Consider the following 15,815-nt stretch of genomic DNA (forward strand, 5'->3'; position numbering starts at 1 on the left):
CCACATCCAAGGTCAGGGGGTGTGTCGGCGGACTTGCTTCCGAAAATGTTCGTAGCCATGGATGGCGGAGACAAGCGTACACGGATGTACTAGCAGCGGTTTTCGGAAGCAAGTCCGCCGACATACCCGTGCACTCAAGTTAGCGGATTTCAGGAAAAGGAGCACCACAGTGTCAGGCAAAACCGTCAACAGCGCCATTCTGCTGCTGGTCATCGGCAACGCCATGGCCATACTCTCAGACGTCTTCATCAAACTCCTGGACCCCGGCGCCCCCGTCTTCCAGTTCGCCTTCCTGCGCTGCGTCCTCACCCTGGCGTTCCTGCTCCCGCTCGCCCGCAAACTCGACCGCAACAACCTCTTCGGCGGCCTGAAAATCCACGCCATCCGCGCCCACATCCATCTGGTCGGTATCGTCTGCATGGTGGTGGCACTGACCAACCTGCCACTGGCCACCGCCAACGCCCTGTTCTACGCCGCGCCCATCCTGGTGATGGTACTGTCCGCCGTATTCTTCAGCGAAAAACTGACTCCGCTCAGTGTGACTGCTGTGTTCAGCGGCTTTGCCGGCATCATCGTCATCCTGCGACCGGTGGACTTCAACTGGGCCGTCATCGCCGCCCTCGGCTCTGCCTTCGCCCTGGCCATCAACGCCGTCATGGTGCGCCAGTTGCCCAAGGAACAAACCACCGTCCACAAACTGTTTCTGAACTACCTGCTGATCGTCCCGGCAGCCGCCGCCCTGGCACTCTGGGAAGGCGCGCCCTGGAACCCGCAAATCCTGATCAGCGCCGCCGGTTCCGCCCTGTTCATTCTGGGCTACAACATCACCGTGTTGCTGGCCTACCGGCAGGTAGATGCCAACCAGGTCACCAGCGCCGAATACACCGGGCTGATCTGGGCGGTCGCCATTGGCTGGATCTGGTTTGGTGAGGTACCTGACCTGTGGTTCCTGGCGGGCAGCCTGATGATTGTGGTGCCGCTGGTACTGATTGGCCTGCGGCACAGGAAGCGGTCACCCGCCCGGGGATTCAACCCGGCGGAGCGGGAGACCGCCGGGGAGACAGATCAACAGGGTAGCCGTTCTTCCGCCCGAAGACAGGCCTCGATGGCAAAGGTGTGTGAACAATCATCACCCAGCTGACGCAGCGAATCCGCCAGCCTGAGCAAATACTCCGAATTGGGGCCGCTAGGCCCCGTGGCGAGGGCAATCTGCCGCGCAATGTCCGCTTCCGGTGCCTCGCCCAGAAAGGCCTCATTGTCTTCCGTAGCGATGTACACCAGCCCCTCGGCATGGCTGCCGTCGTCAAAGGTCATGGTGGTACTGAAGCGCAGATAGCCGTTCTTTTCCCGCACATCCAGATACTCGAAGACGTTGGGTGACACGCGATAGGCTACGCCCTTGCATACGGCATCGGGCTGCTCAATCAGCGTGACCACCCGCCCGGGCGCTTCGGGGGTGCCACGGTGATCATGGGAACCCTGCCAGAACCGCCGAGCCCAACCGCGAATGGCTGCCGGGCGTTGCTCCAGGAACGGGAAATCCACTTTGTAGATCAGCGAACCATAGCCAACGAGCCAGATGGCCTCGATGCCATCAAAATTGAACCGGCTGCGATTATCCTCAATGGAGTTTGCGGGCATGACTCATCCCATCCAGAAATAACGACCGGATTGTCTCAGGCGCCCGAGGTACTGGCAATAAAGCCGGCAATGCCGGTCAGCACGATTTCCGCCGCCATGGCGGAAAGAATCAGGCCACTGATCTTCGACATAATGTTCAGGCCGGTCTTGCCCAACGCTTTTTCCAGATAACCGGACAAGCGCAGCAATCCCGCCAGAATCAGCAAACCCGACACCAGGCCCAGCAGACCACCGGCCACTTCCGGCACCGCTTTAAGCTCGGCGCCGTAAACCATGATGGCACCAATGGTCGCCGGGCCAATCATGACAGGAATGGCCAGTGGCACCACCGCGATGTCATCCCGATCCTCTTCGGGCAACCCGGTGGCGTGGTTACGGGTGCCACTGTTCACCAGACTGATGGCGGTGAGGAACAGCAGGCTGCCGGCACCGATGCGGAAGGAGTTCAGGGTGATGCCAATGGCGTTGAACAACAGCGGGCCGGCGAAGAACAGGATCACACCCAGAATAAAGGCCGAGACACAGGCCCGACGAATGATGGAGGTTTTCTCCGCCATCGAGAGCCCCCGGGTGAGGGCCAGGAACATGGTGACCACAAAAAATGGCGCCAGCAGGAACAGGAATCGGATGGTGCTGCTGAGATAGGTAGAGAAAAACGTTTCAAACATTCGGGCAAATCCGGCACAGGGTTAAAGCCGGTAAGCATAGCGTCCGAAAGGCTTTTTTGCCGTAAGGAAGAGAACCTATGGGTACTCAACGTTTCTTGATGGACGGCTTGCGGGGCTTGCCCGGTTTCGATGGCTTACCCTTGGATCCCGGACCACGACCACCCGGCTTTGGGCCGCCACCGGGTTTACCAGAGGGCCGTTTACCGGGCCCGGAACCGGGGCCTTTTCGCCCTTTACCAGCCGGTGACTTCCCGCCAGCTTTTGCACCACCCCGCGCCGGTTTGCCTCCGGGCCCCGGGCGAGCGCCCCTCGCACCCGCAGGCTTCTTCCGGGGTTTGCTGCCAGCAGGCTCCGCCGCCTCAGACGAGGAATCCCGGATGGCATCGAACAGTACCGCCAGCTCCTTCTCGGTCAGATCCCGCCAAGCGCCCACGGGCAATCCCTGCAGACTGACATTCATGATGCGCACCCGCTCCAGCCTGTTCACCTCGTAGCCAAAGTACTCCGCCATACGGCGAATCTGGCGATTCAGACCCTGAACCAGGGTAATGCGGAACACAAACCGGGACACCTTTTCGACCTTGCAGCGCTTGGTCATGGTACCCAGAATCGGCACACCGTTACTCATTCCATCTACGAATTCCCGGGTGACCGGCTTGTCGACCGTGACCAGATATTCCTTCTCGTGATTATTGCCGGCGCGCAAGATCTTGTTCACCAGGTCGCCATTGCTGGTCAGGAAAATCAGCCCCTGGGAATCCTTGTCGAGCCGGCCAATGGGAAAAATCCGTTCACTGTGGCCGACAAAACGCTGGATGTTGTCTTTCTCCGCGCTGTCGGTGGTGCTGACAATACCCACCGGTTTATTCAGAGCAATGAACACCAGATCTTCTTCGTCTCTCGGCTCCACTACCTGACCGTTGACCTTCACCACATCTCCGGGCAATACCTGATCGCCCACCTGGGCCCGGCGGCCGTTGATGTGCACGTTGCCCTGCTCGATATACCGGTCGGCATCCCGACGGGAGCACATGCCGCTCTCGCTGATGTATTTGTTCAGTCGGGTTGAGGTTCGGTTGGCCATGACATCCTGCCGGTTTCAGATGATGGTTGAATGCGTGCCGGGCAGCACGCAACCCGCGCATCATCCCATTGCATCACCGTGACAGCAACTGCCGGTCACCGCCTGCGGAACGGGTAGAACAGCTGCCCCAGATAGGAACCCGGCAGTTTCTGGGTTGTGCCATACTCCGCTGGCCAGTGTGCTTTCGGGAAATGATAGGTGCCGAACAGTCGGTCAAAGAGCACCGTGTGTGCTGAATAATTGGTATCGATGGCCGGCTTCTCTGAGCTGTGGTGCCAGTGGTGGAACTGCGGCGTTACCAACAGGTACTTGAGCGGCCCCCAGGGCACATTGAGATTGCTGTGAATGATGATGGCCTGCAACGCGGCAAACGTGACGTAGATATCCAGCGCTTCCTTGCTGGCGCCGAGCAGATACAGGGCCAGCATAACCAACCCACGCTCAATAAAAATCTGAACCACATGCGCGCGGGAACCGGCCAGCCAGTCCATGGTTTCCACCGAATGGTGAACCGCATGAAACAGCCACAGCCGCCGGACTTCATGGAATACCCGATGCTCCCAATACAGCACGAAGTCGGCCACCAGAATCAGCAGAACCACCTGCAGCCATAGCGGCGTGCTCTGGATAGCCGCCTGAAGACTGTCGCTGGCCACCCATTCAAAGTGTGTTACCAGGAAGTTGCCAAACAACAGAACCGCCGAGATCAGCAGGTGATTGAGGCAGAAGTAAAAGAAATCCAGCCCCCACTGATCCCGCAAGATGACCTGCTCCCGATACTTCGGAAAGAGCTTCTCCAGGCTGGTAAAGACAATGGTGGAACCCAGAAAGGCCAGAATCAACCAGTCCACGCCAAGAGACAGAGGTTTCGGCTCCACCGGCCCGACCGGCACGTTGTAGCCACCCAGGGCAAACGCGATCAGCGTCATTGCAATACCTGCAGCGCCAAGCCGTTTGCGCCGATCAAGAATGAAGGTGGTAATGCCGAAAAACAGGGAGAACCACATACCGTACTTCAGGACATCCTGAAGCGCCTCGGCATCATACGCGGCACGAAGATCAGTGGTGGTCAGATAGGAAGGGAACAGGTAGGCGAGCACCGCCGCCAGGCTCAAGCCACCGAGAAATATCGAAAAATACCCGGGGATTCGTCCATTCCGAAAGCGAAGTTCTTTTTCCGGGCGGGGCACTACCACCCGCTCGCGGTACTGGTAATCGGTATCCTGTTCCGTATTCATGCGTTCCCTGCTGAAATTTCAGGCTTAGCAACAAGCGCCGAATAACCAAGGGCGCCAGTTCATGATCCGTGTTCCAGTGGATCGGGGTGCTTATGGTATTTCAGGAACGCGAAAACTACCAACCACTCGTTGGGGTGGTGTGGCTTACATCATATTCATAGCGCCCGAAGCATCCTGCCTCGGGCGCATCATTATCTACCGTTTTAACCAGCCAACGCCGGCTCCGCACCCTGCTCCATCACCTCCGCCGATTCACACACATACTGCTCGGCATCAAACCGCCGGGTCTGCTGCCGGAACTGCCAGGTGAAGCCCGGCCACAAGGTGGTGTTCTTGCCATTCTCGTTCACATACCAGCTCTTGCAGCCGGTCTGCCACACGGAGTCGCCGAGTTTGGCGTGTATAGAGGCGTTGTAATGGCTGTAGGCATCCTCTTTTACTTCCACGCTCTTCCAGCCTCGGTGGTCCATCTTCTTGATGGCGTCCAGCACGTACTGCACCTGGGACTCGATCATGTACACCATGGAGCTGTGGCCCAGCCCGGTGTTGGGCCCCATCAGCATGAAGAAGTTGGGAAAACCGGCCACGGTGGTGCCTTTGTAGGCTTCCGCGCCCTCGCGCCAGGCGTCGAGCAGATCCTGGCCACCACGGCCGAAGATCATGCCCCGGGGGATGGGTTCCTGGGCCTTGAAGCCGGTGCCGTACACGATGCAGTCAACCTCACGTTCAGTGCCGTTGTTATCCACAATGGTGTTACCTTTCACTTCACGGATGCCATCGGTGAGCACATCCACGTGTTCCTGGTCCAGGGCCGGGTAGTAGTTGTTGGAGATCAGCACCCGCTTGCAGCCAAAGTGGAAATCCGGCGTTACTTTCTTGCGCAGCTCCTTGTCCTTAATCTGGTTACGGATATGGCGACGGGCCTGCAACTCACCGACTTTCAGAATGCGCGGGTTACCCACGAAGCCAAGCACCCGGGCTTCCAGCATCCAGTAAATACTCTGGCGGAACGCATTCAGGGTTTGCGGGAACCGGCGGAACATGGCCCGCTCCAATGGCCGGATTTCCCGGTCAGGCTTGGGCATGATCCAGGGCGGCGTACGCTGGTAAAGGTCCAGATGGGCGGCGTCTTTGGCAATTTCCGGCACGAACTGGATGGCCGAGGCACCGGTGCCGATAACCGCCACCCGCTTGCCACGAAAATCGTAGTCATGGTCCCAGTTCTGGGAATGGAAACTGGCCCCTGTGAACGTGTCTATGCCCTTGATCTCCGGATACGCGGGGGTGCTCAGGCCGCCCATGCCGGACACCAGAATCCCACCTCGCAGCTTGCGGATTGGCGGCCGGGCCTTGTCGCTGCGATCCAGTTCATCCCCGGGCTTCAAACCTTTCTTTTCCATGTAGTCCCAGAGTTTTGCACTGTTGCAGGTTTCCACAACCCAGCCCGAGGTGGCCTCATCCCAACGGGCACCCACCACGTGGGTATTGAAACGAATGTGATCCATCAGGCCGTATTTCTCGGCGCAATGCCGCAGGTACGCCTGAATCTCCGGCTGGGGAGCAAACATGCGGGTCCAGTTCGGATTCTGCTCAAAAGAGAAGGAATACAGCGCAGATTGAACATCGCAGGCGCAACCCGGGTAGTGGTTATCGTGCCAGGTGCCCCCGACATTGTCGCTCTGCTCCAGAATCACGAAGTCGTCAAAGCCGGCCTCTTTCAACTTGATGGCCATGCCCAGGCCGGAAAATCCGGTGCCGATAATGGCGATCTTGGCGGTTTGTTTCATTGCTGCACTCCTGTGTGGCCTAAAGGGCCTTGCCTGTTGTTGTCGGTGTGGTCATCATGACCAGTAGACACATGTATACCGGTCAAGGTAGACACCTGTATACCCACTCGCACAGGAATGGCCCTGAGTGACAGGTTGTTGGCCCAACGCCCAAAGGAAACACGACTCGATGCAACGACTTGCCGGCGGAAAACTGAAACTGGTCCAGGCCGCTCTAAGGCTGATTACCCAAAGCCGCAGCCTGACCTCCCTGGGCCTGCGGGAACTGGCCCGGGAGGCGGGGTTAAACCCGAACACCTTTTACCGGCACTTCCGCAATCTGGACGAATTCGGTTTGCAGGTGCTGGGGTATATCGCTGAGGACATGAAGGCCGGCGTGCGGCAGTTGCGGCAGATGGCGGATTCCTCGGAACAGGCCTCCCACGACACCGTCACTTTTGTGTACCACTACTTTCTGGCCAACCCCGCGGCAACCACGGTGGCTGTCAGGGAACTGCACGGCCCGTCGCCCGTGTTACGCCGGGCTCTCGAAGCACAGCTGGACGCCAGCGCCCGGGAAATGGCCGAGGATATTCTGGAACGCGGGCTGGTGCCCGGTGTCGATGAGGTGGTGGTACAGGAGATTTCCAACATGACCATCCGCTACATCCTGTTCCGGGCCATGGACTATATCGAGAAGCCCGAGCAGCGGGAGCGGATTCAGGTGGAAACGGAGCGGTTCATCAACCGGCAGTTCCGGGGGGCATTAATCGAGGAACTGGATTCCGGGCAGATTCTGGCGCTGAAACAGGCGCCGGCCACTGATTGAAGCCGGCGCCCACGCCGTTATTCGGTGGTGTTGTACACGTAAGACGATACCGTGCCGTCGTTATTGAAACGGACCACCAGATCCGTGGTTTCATCGTCGCCGAAGGCAGACCAGCGATACTTGCCGTAGGTCCAGGTGCGCTTGCCGTCTTCAATACCGGTGCGCCAGGGCTCACCGAACATCTCCTGTATCTCGGCGCGGGTCGTCTCACCGATCGTTATCTGGTCGACATTATGAGTCGCAAAATCCCGGCCTACGCTGGCGCAACCCACCAGGGTGATCAACACCGCAGCCAGCCCAGCCAGTTTGAAATGACGCATGAAAGCCATACCCAACTCCTTGTCTGATGAATAGCAACAATCTGCCTACAGCATAGCGTTTCTGGCGATTGCTGCGATTACGAACCGGACAGATTTCAGACACAAAAAAAAGCCGCGGGCCCGAGGGCGCGCGGCAGGCACGATCGAAGGGGTAGGTTCGATCAGTAGAGTTTTGCCAGGGACTTCCTGGCGAAGGCTTCCACTTCGTTCAGGCGGCCTTCTTTCACTTTCACCAGCCACTCTGGGTCTTGCAGCAGGGCGCGGCCAACGGCGATCAGATCGAATTCACCGTTGTTCATGCGCTCAACCAGCTCATCGATGCCAGACTGCTCCACCGACTCTTTCTTACTGGCGAAGGTACCGCTGATGAAGTCTTCGGTCAGACCCACACTGCCAACCGACATGGTCGGTTTGCCGGTGATCTTCTGGGTCCAGCCAGCCAGGTTCAGATTGGAACCTTCGAACTCCGGTTCCCAGAAACGGCGAGTGGAAGCGTGGAAGATGTCGACACCAGCCTCCACCAGAGGCTTCAGGAAGCGCTCCAGTTCTTCGGGGCTGTTAACCAGTTTCGCTTCGTAGTCCTGCTGCTTCCACTGAGAGAAGCGCAGCATGATCGGGTAATCCGGGCCCACGCGGTGGCGCACTTCCTCGACAATTTCCACCACAAAGCGCAGGCGGTTTTCCAGGCTGCCGCCGTATTCATCGTCGCGCTGGTTGGTGCCTTCCCACAGGAATTGATCCAGCAGGTAGCCGTGTGCGCCGTGGATTTCCACACCGTCGAAGCCCAGAGCCTTGGCGTCCTGGGCGGCATCACCGAAGGCCTTGATCACGTCCTGAATGTCTTCTCTGGTCATGGCCTTGCCGTTGGGCTTGCCAGGCGCAAACAGGCCTGAAGGGCTGTAACCGGGAACAGAGGGATCCGGTTCAATACCTTCCTTGCGTACCGCGCCCACGTGCCACAGTTGCGGGAAAATGGCGCCGCCGGCTTCGTGCACGGCATCCACCACTTTCTTCCAGCCCGCCAGGGCTTCGTCGCCGTAGAAGGCCGGTACGTTCGGGTAACCGTTGGCAGCCGCGTGATTCACTATCGTGCCTTCGGTAATGATCAGGCCAACACCGGCCTCGGCGCGGCGGCGATAGTAGTCCACCACATCCTGACCGGGTACACCCTTGGGCGAGAAATTGCGGGTCATCGGCGCCATGGCTACGCGGTTGCGCAGCTTGAGGTTGTGAAGTTCAAACGGCTCAAACAAAGGACCAAGATTCATACTCATGTGATGTGCAACCTCATCAATTTGGTTTCGTAAAGCAACCCTATTAAATCCGGTTTCAAAATGCAACCCTATTCGGTACACTCCCCTACATGGCCAGAAAACGTTTTGATGACTCCAACTGCTCCGTCGCCCGCGCCCTGAATGAAGTGGGGGACTGGTGGTCGCTGCTGATTGTGCTGCACGCCATGTACGGCACCCGCCGGTTTGTGGATTTTCAGCAGCAATTGGGGATTGCCAAGAACATTCTGTGCGACCGACTGGCCAAACTGGTCGACAACGAGGTCTTGCGCAAAGTGGACGTGGGCGAGCACGGCTCACGCTTTGAGTACCGGCTCACGGAGAAAGGCCGCGACCTGTTTCCGGTGGTGGTGGCTCTGCGCCAGTGGGGCGACAAGTGGAATCCCGCGCCAGACGGTCAGCCCCTGGATCTTCGGGACCGCGATAGCGGCCAGCCAATACAGCCAGTCACCGTGCAGAATTCCCAGGGGCGGCCCTTGTCTATTCGGGATGTGTTTGTGCCCAGCGATGAAGACAACACCCTCGACGAAGCCCAGGCCTGACCATCCGCAATAGCCGCATTTCCACGTTTTCTTGAGTTGAATCAAGACTTATTGGCCAGTCTCCCTGGCTTCCGCCATTTCTTGCGCTAAATCAAGATTGCCTATCCCGATGTCATTAAATTGAAGCCATCGATCTTTCATGGATAAGGAGATGGCTATGTCTCGTGGTTTTAAACTCAGTGTTCTGGCTGCGGCCGTAATGGCAGTGGCTCCTGCAGCTCAGGCTTTTGAAGCGGGTGATTTTGTTGTACGCGCGGGTGCTGTGCATGTCGCGCCGGATGATTCTAGTGATTCACTGAATGTGACCGGTTTTGTTGGCCCGATTGACGGTGCGAATGTAACGCTGGACGGCGCCAAAGTAGGCGTAGATGGTAATTCTCAGCTGGGCCTGCGTGCGACTTATATGGTCACTAGCAATCTGGGTATTGGTGTACTGGGCGCAACGCCGTTCAAGCACAACATCGAAGGTAAGGGCGACCTGTCCGGCGTAGGCAAACTGGGTGAAACCAAGCATCTGCCGCCGACTCTGACCCTGCAGTACTTCCCACTGCACAGCAGTTCCAAATTCCAGCCTTATGCAGGTGTGGGTGTTAACTACACCACTTTCTTTGAAGAGAAAACCAGCGACAACCTGAACGGCGTTCTGAACACCGTAGCAGGAAGTCTGTCTAATGGTGCACTGGCAGGCGCCGTCTCCAGCTCGGAGCTTGAGCTTGACGACAGCATTGGAGTAGCAGTTGAGCTAGGTATGGACTACATGCTGAGCGAGAACTTCGGTCTGAACGCCGCTATCTGGTGGGCAGATATTGATACTGAAGCCACCATTACCGCCTATGCCGGTGATGTGAAAGCAGCTGAAGTAAAAACCGATGTCGAAATCGACCCCATGGTCTACATGGTAGGTTTCACCTACAAGTTCTGATCCGCACTCCCGGTAGCTCCCACGGTCTGTCGGCTACCGGATGGTGCGTTCTCCTGCGCGGGGCTTCGGCCCCGCCTTTTTTATGTCAGGAGAAATGGTTTTCAGGCGCTCTGGCGCTGAGCCGGGCGACCACTTCTACCCTGCCCCTGGCCACGGCCTTGTCCTTCGCCCTGACCACCACGGCCACGACCGCCGCTACGACCAGCCGGCTTCGGACCAAAGCTCTTACCATTGCCTCCCTGAGGGCGACGATTCCGCGCCTTGCTCGGGTCTGCTTTGGCCTTGGGCTTCAGCGGCAGGTTGTTCTTCGGCTCGAAGCCTTCCACTTCCTTGCGCGGCAGCTGCTTCTTGATCAGCTTCTCGATACCCGCCAGCAGTTTGCCTTCATCCGCGCTCACCAGTGACAACGCATGCCCGCTCTCGCCGGCACGGCCGGTACGACCAATGCGGTGCACGTAGTCTTCCGGCACGTTCGGCAGTTCAAAGTTCACCACCTGTGGCAGCTGTTTGATATCCAGGCCACGGGCAGCAATGTCGGTGGCGACCAGTACGCGCACTTCACCGGCTTTGAAATCCGCCAGGGCACGGGTACGGGCACCCTGGGATTTGTTGCCGTGAATCGCAGCTGCGGTAATACCGTCTTTTTCCAGCTTCTGGGTCAGGCGGTTGGCGCCATGCTTGGTACGGGTGAAGACCAGCACCTGATCCCAGGCATTGTCACGCACCAGCTTGCTCAGCAAGGCAGTTTTCTGGCTCTGGTCGACCGGGTATACGGACTGCTTCACTTTCTCGGCGGTGGTGTTACGGGCCGCCACTTCCACCTGCACCGGGTTATCCAGCAGGCCCTGGGCCAGGGTACGGATTTCGTTGGAGAAGGTGGCGGAGAACAGCAGGTTCTGGCGCTTGGCCGGCAGCAACGCCAGGATCTTGCGAATATCGCGGATAAAGCCCATGTCGAGCATGCGGTCGGCTTCGTCCAGCACCAGGATTTCCACTTCGTTGAAGCGCACCGCGTTCTGCTGGTACAGGTCCATCAAACGGCCCGGTGTGGCCACCAGTACGTCCAGGCCCTTGCGCAGCTTCATCATCTGCGGGTTGATCTTTACACCACCAAAAACCACAGCGGCCTTGGTGGGTACGTATTTGCTGTAAAGGTTCACGCTATCGTGTACCTGGGCGGCCAGCTCACGGGTGGGTGTGAGAATCAGGGCGCGGGGGCCTTTGCCAGTGCGGGGATTTTCCGCCAGGCGCTGCAACAAAGGCAGGGTAAAACCAGCGGTTTTACCGGTGCCGGTCTGGGCCGCGGCCATTACATCTTTGCCAGACAGCACCGCAGGAATCGCCTGCTGCTGGATGGGAGACGGGGTTTCATAACCCTGATCGGCGGTGGCACGGACCAGCTGCTCGGACAAACCGAGAGAAGAAAAACTCATATACGATGTACTCTTGATTGATTCTGCCTCCACGAACACCGTCGTCGGCGAATGCGGGCAGATGCCATGAAAGTCATGGAATAAAAGACGACTACGGTCACTCGCCGGGTTCGGGGTGACGTCCTCTGACAGGTCGTATGAAATGGTTCGCAAGGCGGCTTTAAGCCGGAAACTGCGGAATCCCTAGAGGCAGGATGCAGGCACGGTAACAGAGCACCCGGCAAATAGCTATAGGTGGTTTTATTGGCCGGCCTTCATTTTCAGGGTGATAAATGGAACTCTGACAGGGCCCGGCGGTCATTAGCCGCCGTATGCTACTAAAAACTCACCGATTTCCGGAGATTCCATGCTCAGCGTAGGCATCGGCCCCCTCAGCCTGTCCATCGGACACCTGCTTCTCGTTCTGGCCTTCGTGGTTGCCCTGGTGGTTGGCGCCCTGATCGGCCGGAAAGAGAAAACGCCGGTGGCCGGTACCCTGGCCGATATCTTTCTGGTGGCCATGGTCAGTGCCCGCATCGGTTTTGTGGTGCGCTACTTCAGCGAGTATCAGGGCGACTGGCTGGGCATGATCGACATCCGCGACGGCGGGTTCGACCTGGTGACCGGCCTGATTGCTGCGTTGGCCTTCACCGGTTACCTGATGTGGAAACGGGCGGCCATACGCCGGGCGCTGGGCTCGGCGGTCGCGGCTGGCTTCATCATCTGGGGCGGTATGTCTGGCATTATTGCGCTGATCAACCAGCAAACCCGGGGCCTGCCGGAAGTGGCCCTGACTGATCTGAACGAACGCCCGGTAGACCTGGCCAGCCTGGCCGGTGACAAGCCCACGGTGGTCAATCTCTGGGCCACCTGGTGCCCGCCGTGTATCCGCGAGATGCCGGTGCTGGAAGACGCCCAGCAACGCTATCCGAACGTGAACTTTGTGTTCGCCAATCAGGGCGAACATCCGGCAACCATCCGCAAGTTCCTGATGGAGCAGAACCTGAACCTGAACCACGTGCTCAGCGACCGACAGAACCGGTTTGGCCGGGTAGTTGGCAGCCACGGCTTGCCCACCACCCTGTTCTACAACGCCGAGGGCCACCTGGTGGATACCCATATGGGCGAACTGTCCCGCGCCAGCCTGGCCCGAAGCCTCGAGCGCTTCGACCCGGCTTACTTCAGGCCAGCCACAGGGTCAGACTGAAGCCCAGAAGACTGGCTGCGCAAAGACCCGACAGCGACAACGCCAGGCTCCAGCGAAACGAGGCATCCCTTGTCCGGTATCCGGTCAGCCGTTCCATAATTAAAGCATTGGCCGCAAAGGGCGTGCCGAAGGCGGTAATACCCCAACCCGTTACCATGGCGATGGCCAGGCCGAGCTGAGCTGCGGTTGGCCACAACGAGCCCATAATACCGCCAATGAGGGTAGCAATAATAATCGGGTTCATACCCGCCAGCCCGGCGGCAAAGAACACCCAGGGCACACCGGCTGCCAGTATGCCCCATAGCCACACCGGTAATTCCGGCTGACCGCTGATCTGGCCCAGTACCACACCACTGAGTACCGCCCCGATAAACGCCGAGCCACCAACAATAGCCAGTTCGTTGCTGACGTTGGCCATGCTGGTCATAGGCGGATTTTCCCGGTTCAGCCAGCCCAGAATCCTGTATAACAGCACCGCTGCCAGACAGCTCAGGGCCACCGCATGGGCATAACTCAACCCGAACCGGTGGCTAAGCCAGAGTACACCCACACAGATCGCCAGAATCAGTCCGCCAAACCGCAACCAATTACCCGCGCCAGCACGGTTAACGCTCCGCTCTGTGCTTTGCAACGGCTCCGGTTCTCGCCAGCGTAGCCCGGCCAGCACCATCAGCACAGAAAACGGTACCGCCAGTGACAGTAACGACAGCAGACTCACCTGGGGCAGCAGGGTCAGAGTCAGCACCACGGAAATGGACAGGGGCGAAAACATGGGGGCAACGCCGAACCCTCGCAAAACAGCCCGGGTGGCATTGCGGGTAGATTCGGAATCGCCATTGCGAAGGATACGCTCACCCACCAGACTGCCCACCACAGCGACCGAACCGAAGTTCAAAGGAACAGACACCAGTGCGGTGCCGAAGGCGAGGCTGAGATATCGGATCAGTGGCTTACCACCAAACAGACTTGTGGAGATCTGTTGCAGATCCTCCGTACGGGCCAGCACATTCGACAGCAGCATCACCGCCAGCATCAGGCCGGCCAGCCGGGTCACGTTGCCAGAAGCGGTCTCAATCAGCTCCGGGTCATAGCCCAGGGCGAACACCAGCATGGCCAGGGCCACGACAAACACCGCCCGGGGCACGTTGCGCATGTCCTGCCAGCCCAGCAAGACCGTCGCACCCGCGGCGGCAGCACCCAGATAGGTCATACCCGGCAGGATCGCCAGAATGGCAGAGAGTAAGGCAACGTAGGCTAACGCGGAGCGAAGTGGCAGCAAGACCGTTTTCCCGGACAGATCAAAGGAACGTGAAAAGACGATCTATATTAAGGAAGCTACCTTTACCGCGCTATCAGCAATTATGGGGATGGCCATCAAACCAGCCCATGCTCCCTGGCACTGGCCTCCAGGCGGGCCTGCTCCTGTTTCAATAACGCGCTGACGGCCTTCAGTTCGCGAATCCGGGCATCCACCAGAGCCCTCTTGCGGGCCATCACCGCCGCACCCTGCAGGCAATCAATCCGGTCCGAGCGAACCGCATCCAGCAACTCACGGATTTCGTTCAGCGCAAAGCCCAGGCTCTTGAGTTGCCGCACCATCGCCACACGCGCGACGGCCTGCTCCGGGTAGTCCCGATAGTTGTTTCCGCTGCGGCCCACCTCCCGGATCAGCCCCTGTTTTTCGTAGTAGCGCAGGGTATCCCGGGTCACCCCGGTGCGCCTTTCCAGTTCCGATATCCTCATGCCAAGCACTCTCCCTGTTGACCTTCGAGCATACTCCATACTTTAGGCTGCGTTCGACTCAATGAACAAGGAACGCACCATGACCATCCTGATCACCGGCGCCACCGGTTTTATTGGTAAATATCTTTGCCTCACCCTGTTGCAGCAGGGGCATGATGTGAAGGCACTGACCCGCTCCAAGTCCAGCCTGACACAGCTCACCGGCTTTCTCGAACAGCAGGGCGTCGCCATGGAGCGGTTTTCCGCCCTGGAAGGCGATCTGGAAAAGCCGGATCTGGGGCTGGTCACCTTACCGGACCGCATCGAATGCATCGTGCATCTGGCCGCCCGGTTCGCCTGGAACCTGTCCGAGCATGAGGCCCGTCACACCAACGTTACCGGCAGTCTTCGGGTGGCGGAACTGGCCCGCCACCTGGACTGCCGGCTGGTGTTGATCACAGGGTTCATGCTCGCCAACGAGGCACACCTGTCACGCCAGGGCATTCAACTGAGTCACCCGGAGCAGACCGACTGGAGCCAGGTGTACCGGCGGGCCGGTGGCTATGAGGCGAGCAAACTGGAATCCGCATTCCGCTTGCGGGAATTCGTGGCAAGGCACGGGCTGAATGCGGTCGAAGTACAGCCGGCGACGGTGGCGGGCCACGGATCAACGGGGGACCTGGACCCGGCCCAACCGCTGCACAGCTTGCTCGACAACCTCTACCATGGGCGACTGGCCATGATTCCGGGGTCGCCAGAGCACTGGTTGCCATTGATTCCGGTGGATAGCCTGGCCCAACTAATTGCAGCTGCCTGCACGGCCACTCACGTACCCGATACGCTGTTGGCGCTTGACCAGAACACGCCCAATCTGGCGGGACTGTTACAGGCCGCGGCGCAACTCCTGGGCAAGCCTGGTCCCCGCAGGCATCTTCCTATCGGCGTGATGAAAGCTCTGCTGGCCATACCTGGCTTGCCCGGGCTGCTGAAGGTGGCCCCGGAGTCCCTGGCGTTTATTCAGACCTGCCGTTTCGACACCTCCCGCACAGAGCAGTTTCTGGCGCAGCAGAACGTGCAATTACCGCCATTCGCTCAGTACCTGGAGGCAAGCTGCCGACACTACTGCCAACGTCTCGGTGTCGGCGGAGGAGCAGTAACGATCGGGGCCTGAC

At 58.9% G+C, this 15,815-nt stretch carries 16 protein-coding genes; 6 read left to right on the forward strand and 10 right to left on the reverse strand.

The features are described from left to right. Positions 1–169 precede the first annotated feature (169 nt). Positions 170–1,141: a DMT family transporter gene (locus ACF8YQ_RS17665; RefSeq protein WP_396622164.1), complete on the forward strand. Its 972-nt coding sequence runs from the start codon at positions 170–172 to the stop codon at positions 1,139–1,141. Here ACF8YQ_RS17665 and ACF8YQ_RS17670 read toward each other — a convergent pair. The 5 genes from ACF8YQ_RS17670 to ACF8YQ_RS17690 form a co-directional block, all read right to left on the reverse strand. After that, positions 1,066–1,641, reverse strand: coding sequence for a gamma-glutamylcyclotransferase (locus tag ACF8YQ_RS17670; RefSeq protein WP_396622165.1), 576 nt, complete (start codon positions 1,639–1,641; stop codon positions 1,066–1,068). The genes ACF8YQ_RS17665 and ACF8YQ_RS17670 overlap by 76 nt on opposite strands. A gap of 35 nt (positions 1,642–1,676) precedes the next feature. Further along, on the reverse strand, positions 1,677–2,309 hold the full coding sequence (locus ACF8YQ_RS17675) for a MarC family protein (RefSeq protein ID WP_022991362.1): 633 nt from the start codon (positions 2,307–2,309) through the stop codon (positions 1,677–1,679). 85 nt (positions 2,310–2,394) lie between these two features. Next, positions 2,395–3,393, reverse strand: coding sequence for a 23S rRNA pseudouridine(2604) synthase RluF (gene rluF / locus ACF8YQ_RS17680; protein WP_396622166.1), 999 nt, complete (start codon positions 3,391–3,393; stop codon positions 2,395–2,397). Between the two features lie 95 nt (positions 3,394–3,488). Next, positions 3,489–4,631 carry a sterol desaturase family protein gene (locus ACF8YQ_RS17685; RefSeq protein ID WP_396622167.1) on the reverse strand — a complete coding sequence of 381 codons (1,143 nt, stop codon included), beginning with the start codon at positions 4,629–4,631 and terminating at the stop codon, positions 3,489–3,491. A gap of 203 nt (positions 4,632–4,834) precedes the next feature. Beyond that, the gene (locus ACF8YQ_RS17690) at positions 4,835–6,418 is read right to left on the reverse strand and encodes a flavin-containing monooxygenase (RefSeq protein WP_396622168.1); all 1,584 of its coding nucleotides are present in this window, start codon (positions 6,416–6,418) and stop codon (positions 4,835–4,837) included. 169 nt (positions 6,419–6,587) lie between these two features. Here ACF8YQ_RS17690 and ACF8YQ_RS17695 point away from each other — a divergent pair, with 169 nt between their 5' ends. Further along, positions 6,588–7,226 (forward strand): TetR family transcriptional regulator, encoded by a 639-nt coding sequence (locus ACF8YQ_RS17695; protein WP_396622169.1) that lies wholly within the window; start codon positions 6,588–6,590, stop codon positions 7,224–7,226. A 17-nt stretch (positions 7,227–7,243) separates the two neighbouring features. On the opposite strand, the gene bamE is transcribed toward ACF8YQ_RS17695, so the two are convergent. Both bamE and ACF8YQ_RS17705 read right to left on the reverse strand, forming a co-directional pair. Then, positions 7,244–7,555: an outer membrane protein assembly factor BamE gene (gene bamE, locus ACF8YQ_RS17700; RefSeq protein ID WP_396622170.1), complete on the reverse strand. Its 312-nt coding sequence runs from the start codon at positions 7,553–7,555 to the stop codon at positions 7,244–7,246. 152 nt (positions 7,556–7,707) lie between these two features. Continuing rightward, positions 7,708–8,820 (reverse strand): NADH:flavin oxidoreductase, encoded by a 1,113-nt coding sequence (locus ACF8YQ_RS17705; protein ID WP_396622171.1) that lies wholly within the window; start codon positions 8,818–8,820, stop codon positions 7,708–7,710. 89 nt (positions 8,821–8,909) lie between these two features. Here ACF8YQ_RS17705 and ACF8YQ_RS17710 point away from each other — a divergent pair, with 89 nt between their 5' ends. Together ACF8YQ_RS17710 and ACF8YQ_RS17715 are read left to right on the forward strand one after the other, a co-directional pair. Further along, positions 8,910–9,380, forward strand: coding sequence for a winged helix-turn-helix transcriptional regulator (locus ACF8YQ_RS17710; protein WP_396622172.1), 471 nt, complete (start codon positions 8,910–8,912; stop codon positions 9,378–9,380). A gap of 157 nt (positions 9,381–9,537) precedes the next feature. Next, positions 9,538–10,302 carry an OmpW family protein gene (locus ACF8YQ_RS17715; protein WP_396622173.1) on the forward strand — a complete coding sequence of 255 codons (765 nt, stop codon included), beginning with the start codon at positions 9,538–9,540 and terminating at the stop codon, positions 10,300–10,302. A 101-nt stretch (positions 10,303–10,403) separates the two neighbouring features. Here the strand turns inward: ACF8YQ_RS17715 and ACF8YQ_RS17720 are convergent, their stop codons facing one another. Next, positions 10,404–11,735: a DEAD/DEAH box helicase gene (locus tag ACF8YQ_RS17720; RefSeq protein ID WP_396622174.1), complete on the reverse strand. Its 1,332-nt coding sequence runs from the start codon at positions 11,733–11,735 to the stop codon at positions 10,404–10,406. Positions 11,736–12,081: 346 nt separating this feature from the next. Here ACF8YQ_RS17720 and ACF8YQ_RS17725 point away from each other — a divergent pair, with 346 nt between their 5' ends. Further along, positions 12,082–12,921: a prolipoprotein diacylglyceryl transferase family protein gene (locus ACF8YQ_RS17725; protein ID WP_396622175.1), complete on the forward strand. Its 840-nt coding sequence runs from the start codon at positions 12,082–12,084 to the stop codon at positions 12,919–12,921. Here ACF8YQ_RS17725 and ACF8YQ_RS17730 read toward each other — a convergent pair. Further along, entirely contained in the window at positions 12,896–14,200 is a 1,305-nt protein-coding gene (locus ACF8YQ_RS17730) for a hypothetical protein (RefSeq protein ID WP_396622176.1), read from the reverse strand. The genes ACF8YQ_RS17725 and ACF8YQ_RS17730 overlap by 26 nt on opposite strands. Positions 14,201–14,295: 95 nt before the next feature. After that, on the reverse strand, positions 14,296–14,664 hold the full coding sequence (locus ACF8YQ_RS17735) for a MerR family transcriptional regulator (RefSeq protein WP_396622177.1): 369 nt from the start codon (positions 14,662–14,664) through the stop codon (positions 14,296–14,298). Positions 14,665–14,743: 79 nt separating this feature from the next. Between ACF8YQ_RS17735 and ACF8YQ_RS17740 the strand changes: the two genes are divergently transcribed. Further along, complete coding sequence (locus tag ACF8YQ_RS17740) at positions 14,744–15,814, forward strand: SDR family oxidoreductase (RefSeq protein WP_396622178.1); 1,071 nt, start codon at positions 14,744–14,746, stop codon at positions 15,812–15,814. Position 15,815: the final 1 nt, after the last annotated feature.

The sequence above is a fragment of the Marinobacter sp. W-8 genome (genome assembly GCF_044342215.1).
Lineage (GTDB): Bacteria > Pseudomonadota > Gammaproteobacteria > Pseudomonadales > Oleiphilaceae > Marinobacter > Marinobacter nauticus.

Bases quoted from the DNA above. Each gene is read 5' to 3' on its own strand.
- ACF8YQ_RS17695 (WP_396622169.1), top strand. From the start codon at position 6,588: ATGCAACGACTTGCCGGCGGAAAACTGAAACTGGTCCAGGCCGCTCTA.
- ACF8YQ_RS17735 (WP_396622177.1), bottom strand. From the start codon at position 14,664: ATGAGGATATCGGAACTGGAAAGGCGCACCGGGGTGACCCGGGATACC.
- ACF8YQ_RS17725 (WP_396622175.1), top strand. From the start codon at position 12,082: ATGCTCAGCGTAGGCATCGGCCCCCTCAGCCTGTCCATCGGACACCTG.
- ACF8YQ_RS17690 (WP_396622168.1), bottom strand. From the start codon at position 6,418: ATGAAACAAACCGCCAAGATCGCCATTATCGGCACCGGATTTTCCGGC.
- rluF (WP_396622166.1), bottom strand. From the start codon at position 3,393: ATGGCCAACCGAACCTCAACCCGACTGAACAAATACATCAGCGAGAGC.
- ACF8YQ_RS17715 (WP_396622173.1), top strand. From the start codon at position 9,538: ATGTCTCGTGGTTTTAAACTCAGTGTTCTGGCTGCGGCCGTAATGGCA.
- bamE (WP_396622170.1), bottom strand. From the start codon at position 7,555: ATGGCTTTCATGCGTCATTTCAAACTGGCTGGGCTGGCTGCGGTGTTG.
- ACF8YQ_RS17710 (WP_396622172.1), top strand. From the start codon at position 8,910: ATGGCCAGAAAACGTTTTGATGACTCCAACTGCTCCGTCGCCCGCGCC.
- ACF8YQ_RS17675 (WP_022991362.1), bottom strand. From the start codon at position 2,309: ATGTTTGAAACGTTTTTCTCTACCTATCTCAGCAGCACCATCCGATTC.
- ACF8YQ_RS17740 (WP_396622178.1), top strand. From the start codon at position 14,744: ATGACCATCCTGATCACCGGCGCCACCGGTTTTATTGGTAAATATCTT.
- ACF8YQ_RS17705 (WP_396622171.1), bottom strand. From the start codon at position 8,820: ATGAGTATGAATCTTGGTCCTTTGTTTGAGCCGTTTGAACTTCACAAC.
- ACF8YQ_RS17720 (WP_396622174.1), bottom strand. From the start codon at position 11,735: ATGAGTTTTTCTTCTCTCGGTTTGTCCGAGCAGCTGGTCCGTGCCACC.
- ACF8YQ_RS17685 (WP_396622167.1), bottom strand. From the start codon at position 4,631: ATGAATACGGAACAGGATACCGATTACCAGTACCGCGAGCGGGTGGTA.
- ACF8YQ_RS17670 (WP_396622165.1), bottom strand. From the start codon at position 1,641: ATGCCCGCAAACTCCATTGAGGATAATCGCAGCCGGTTCAATTTTGAT.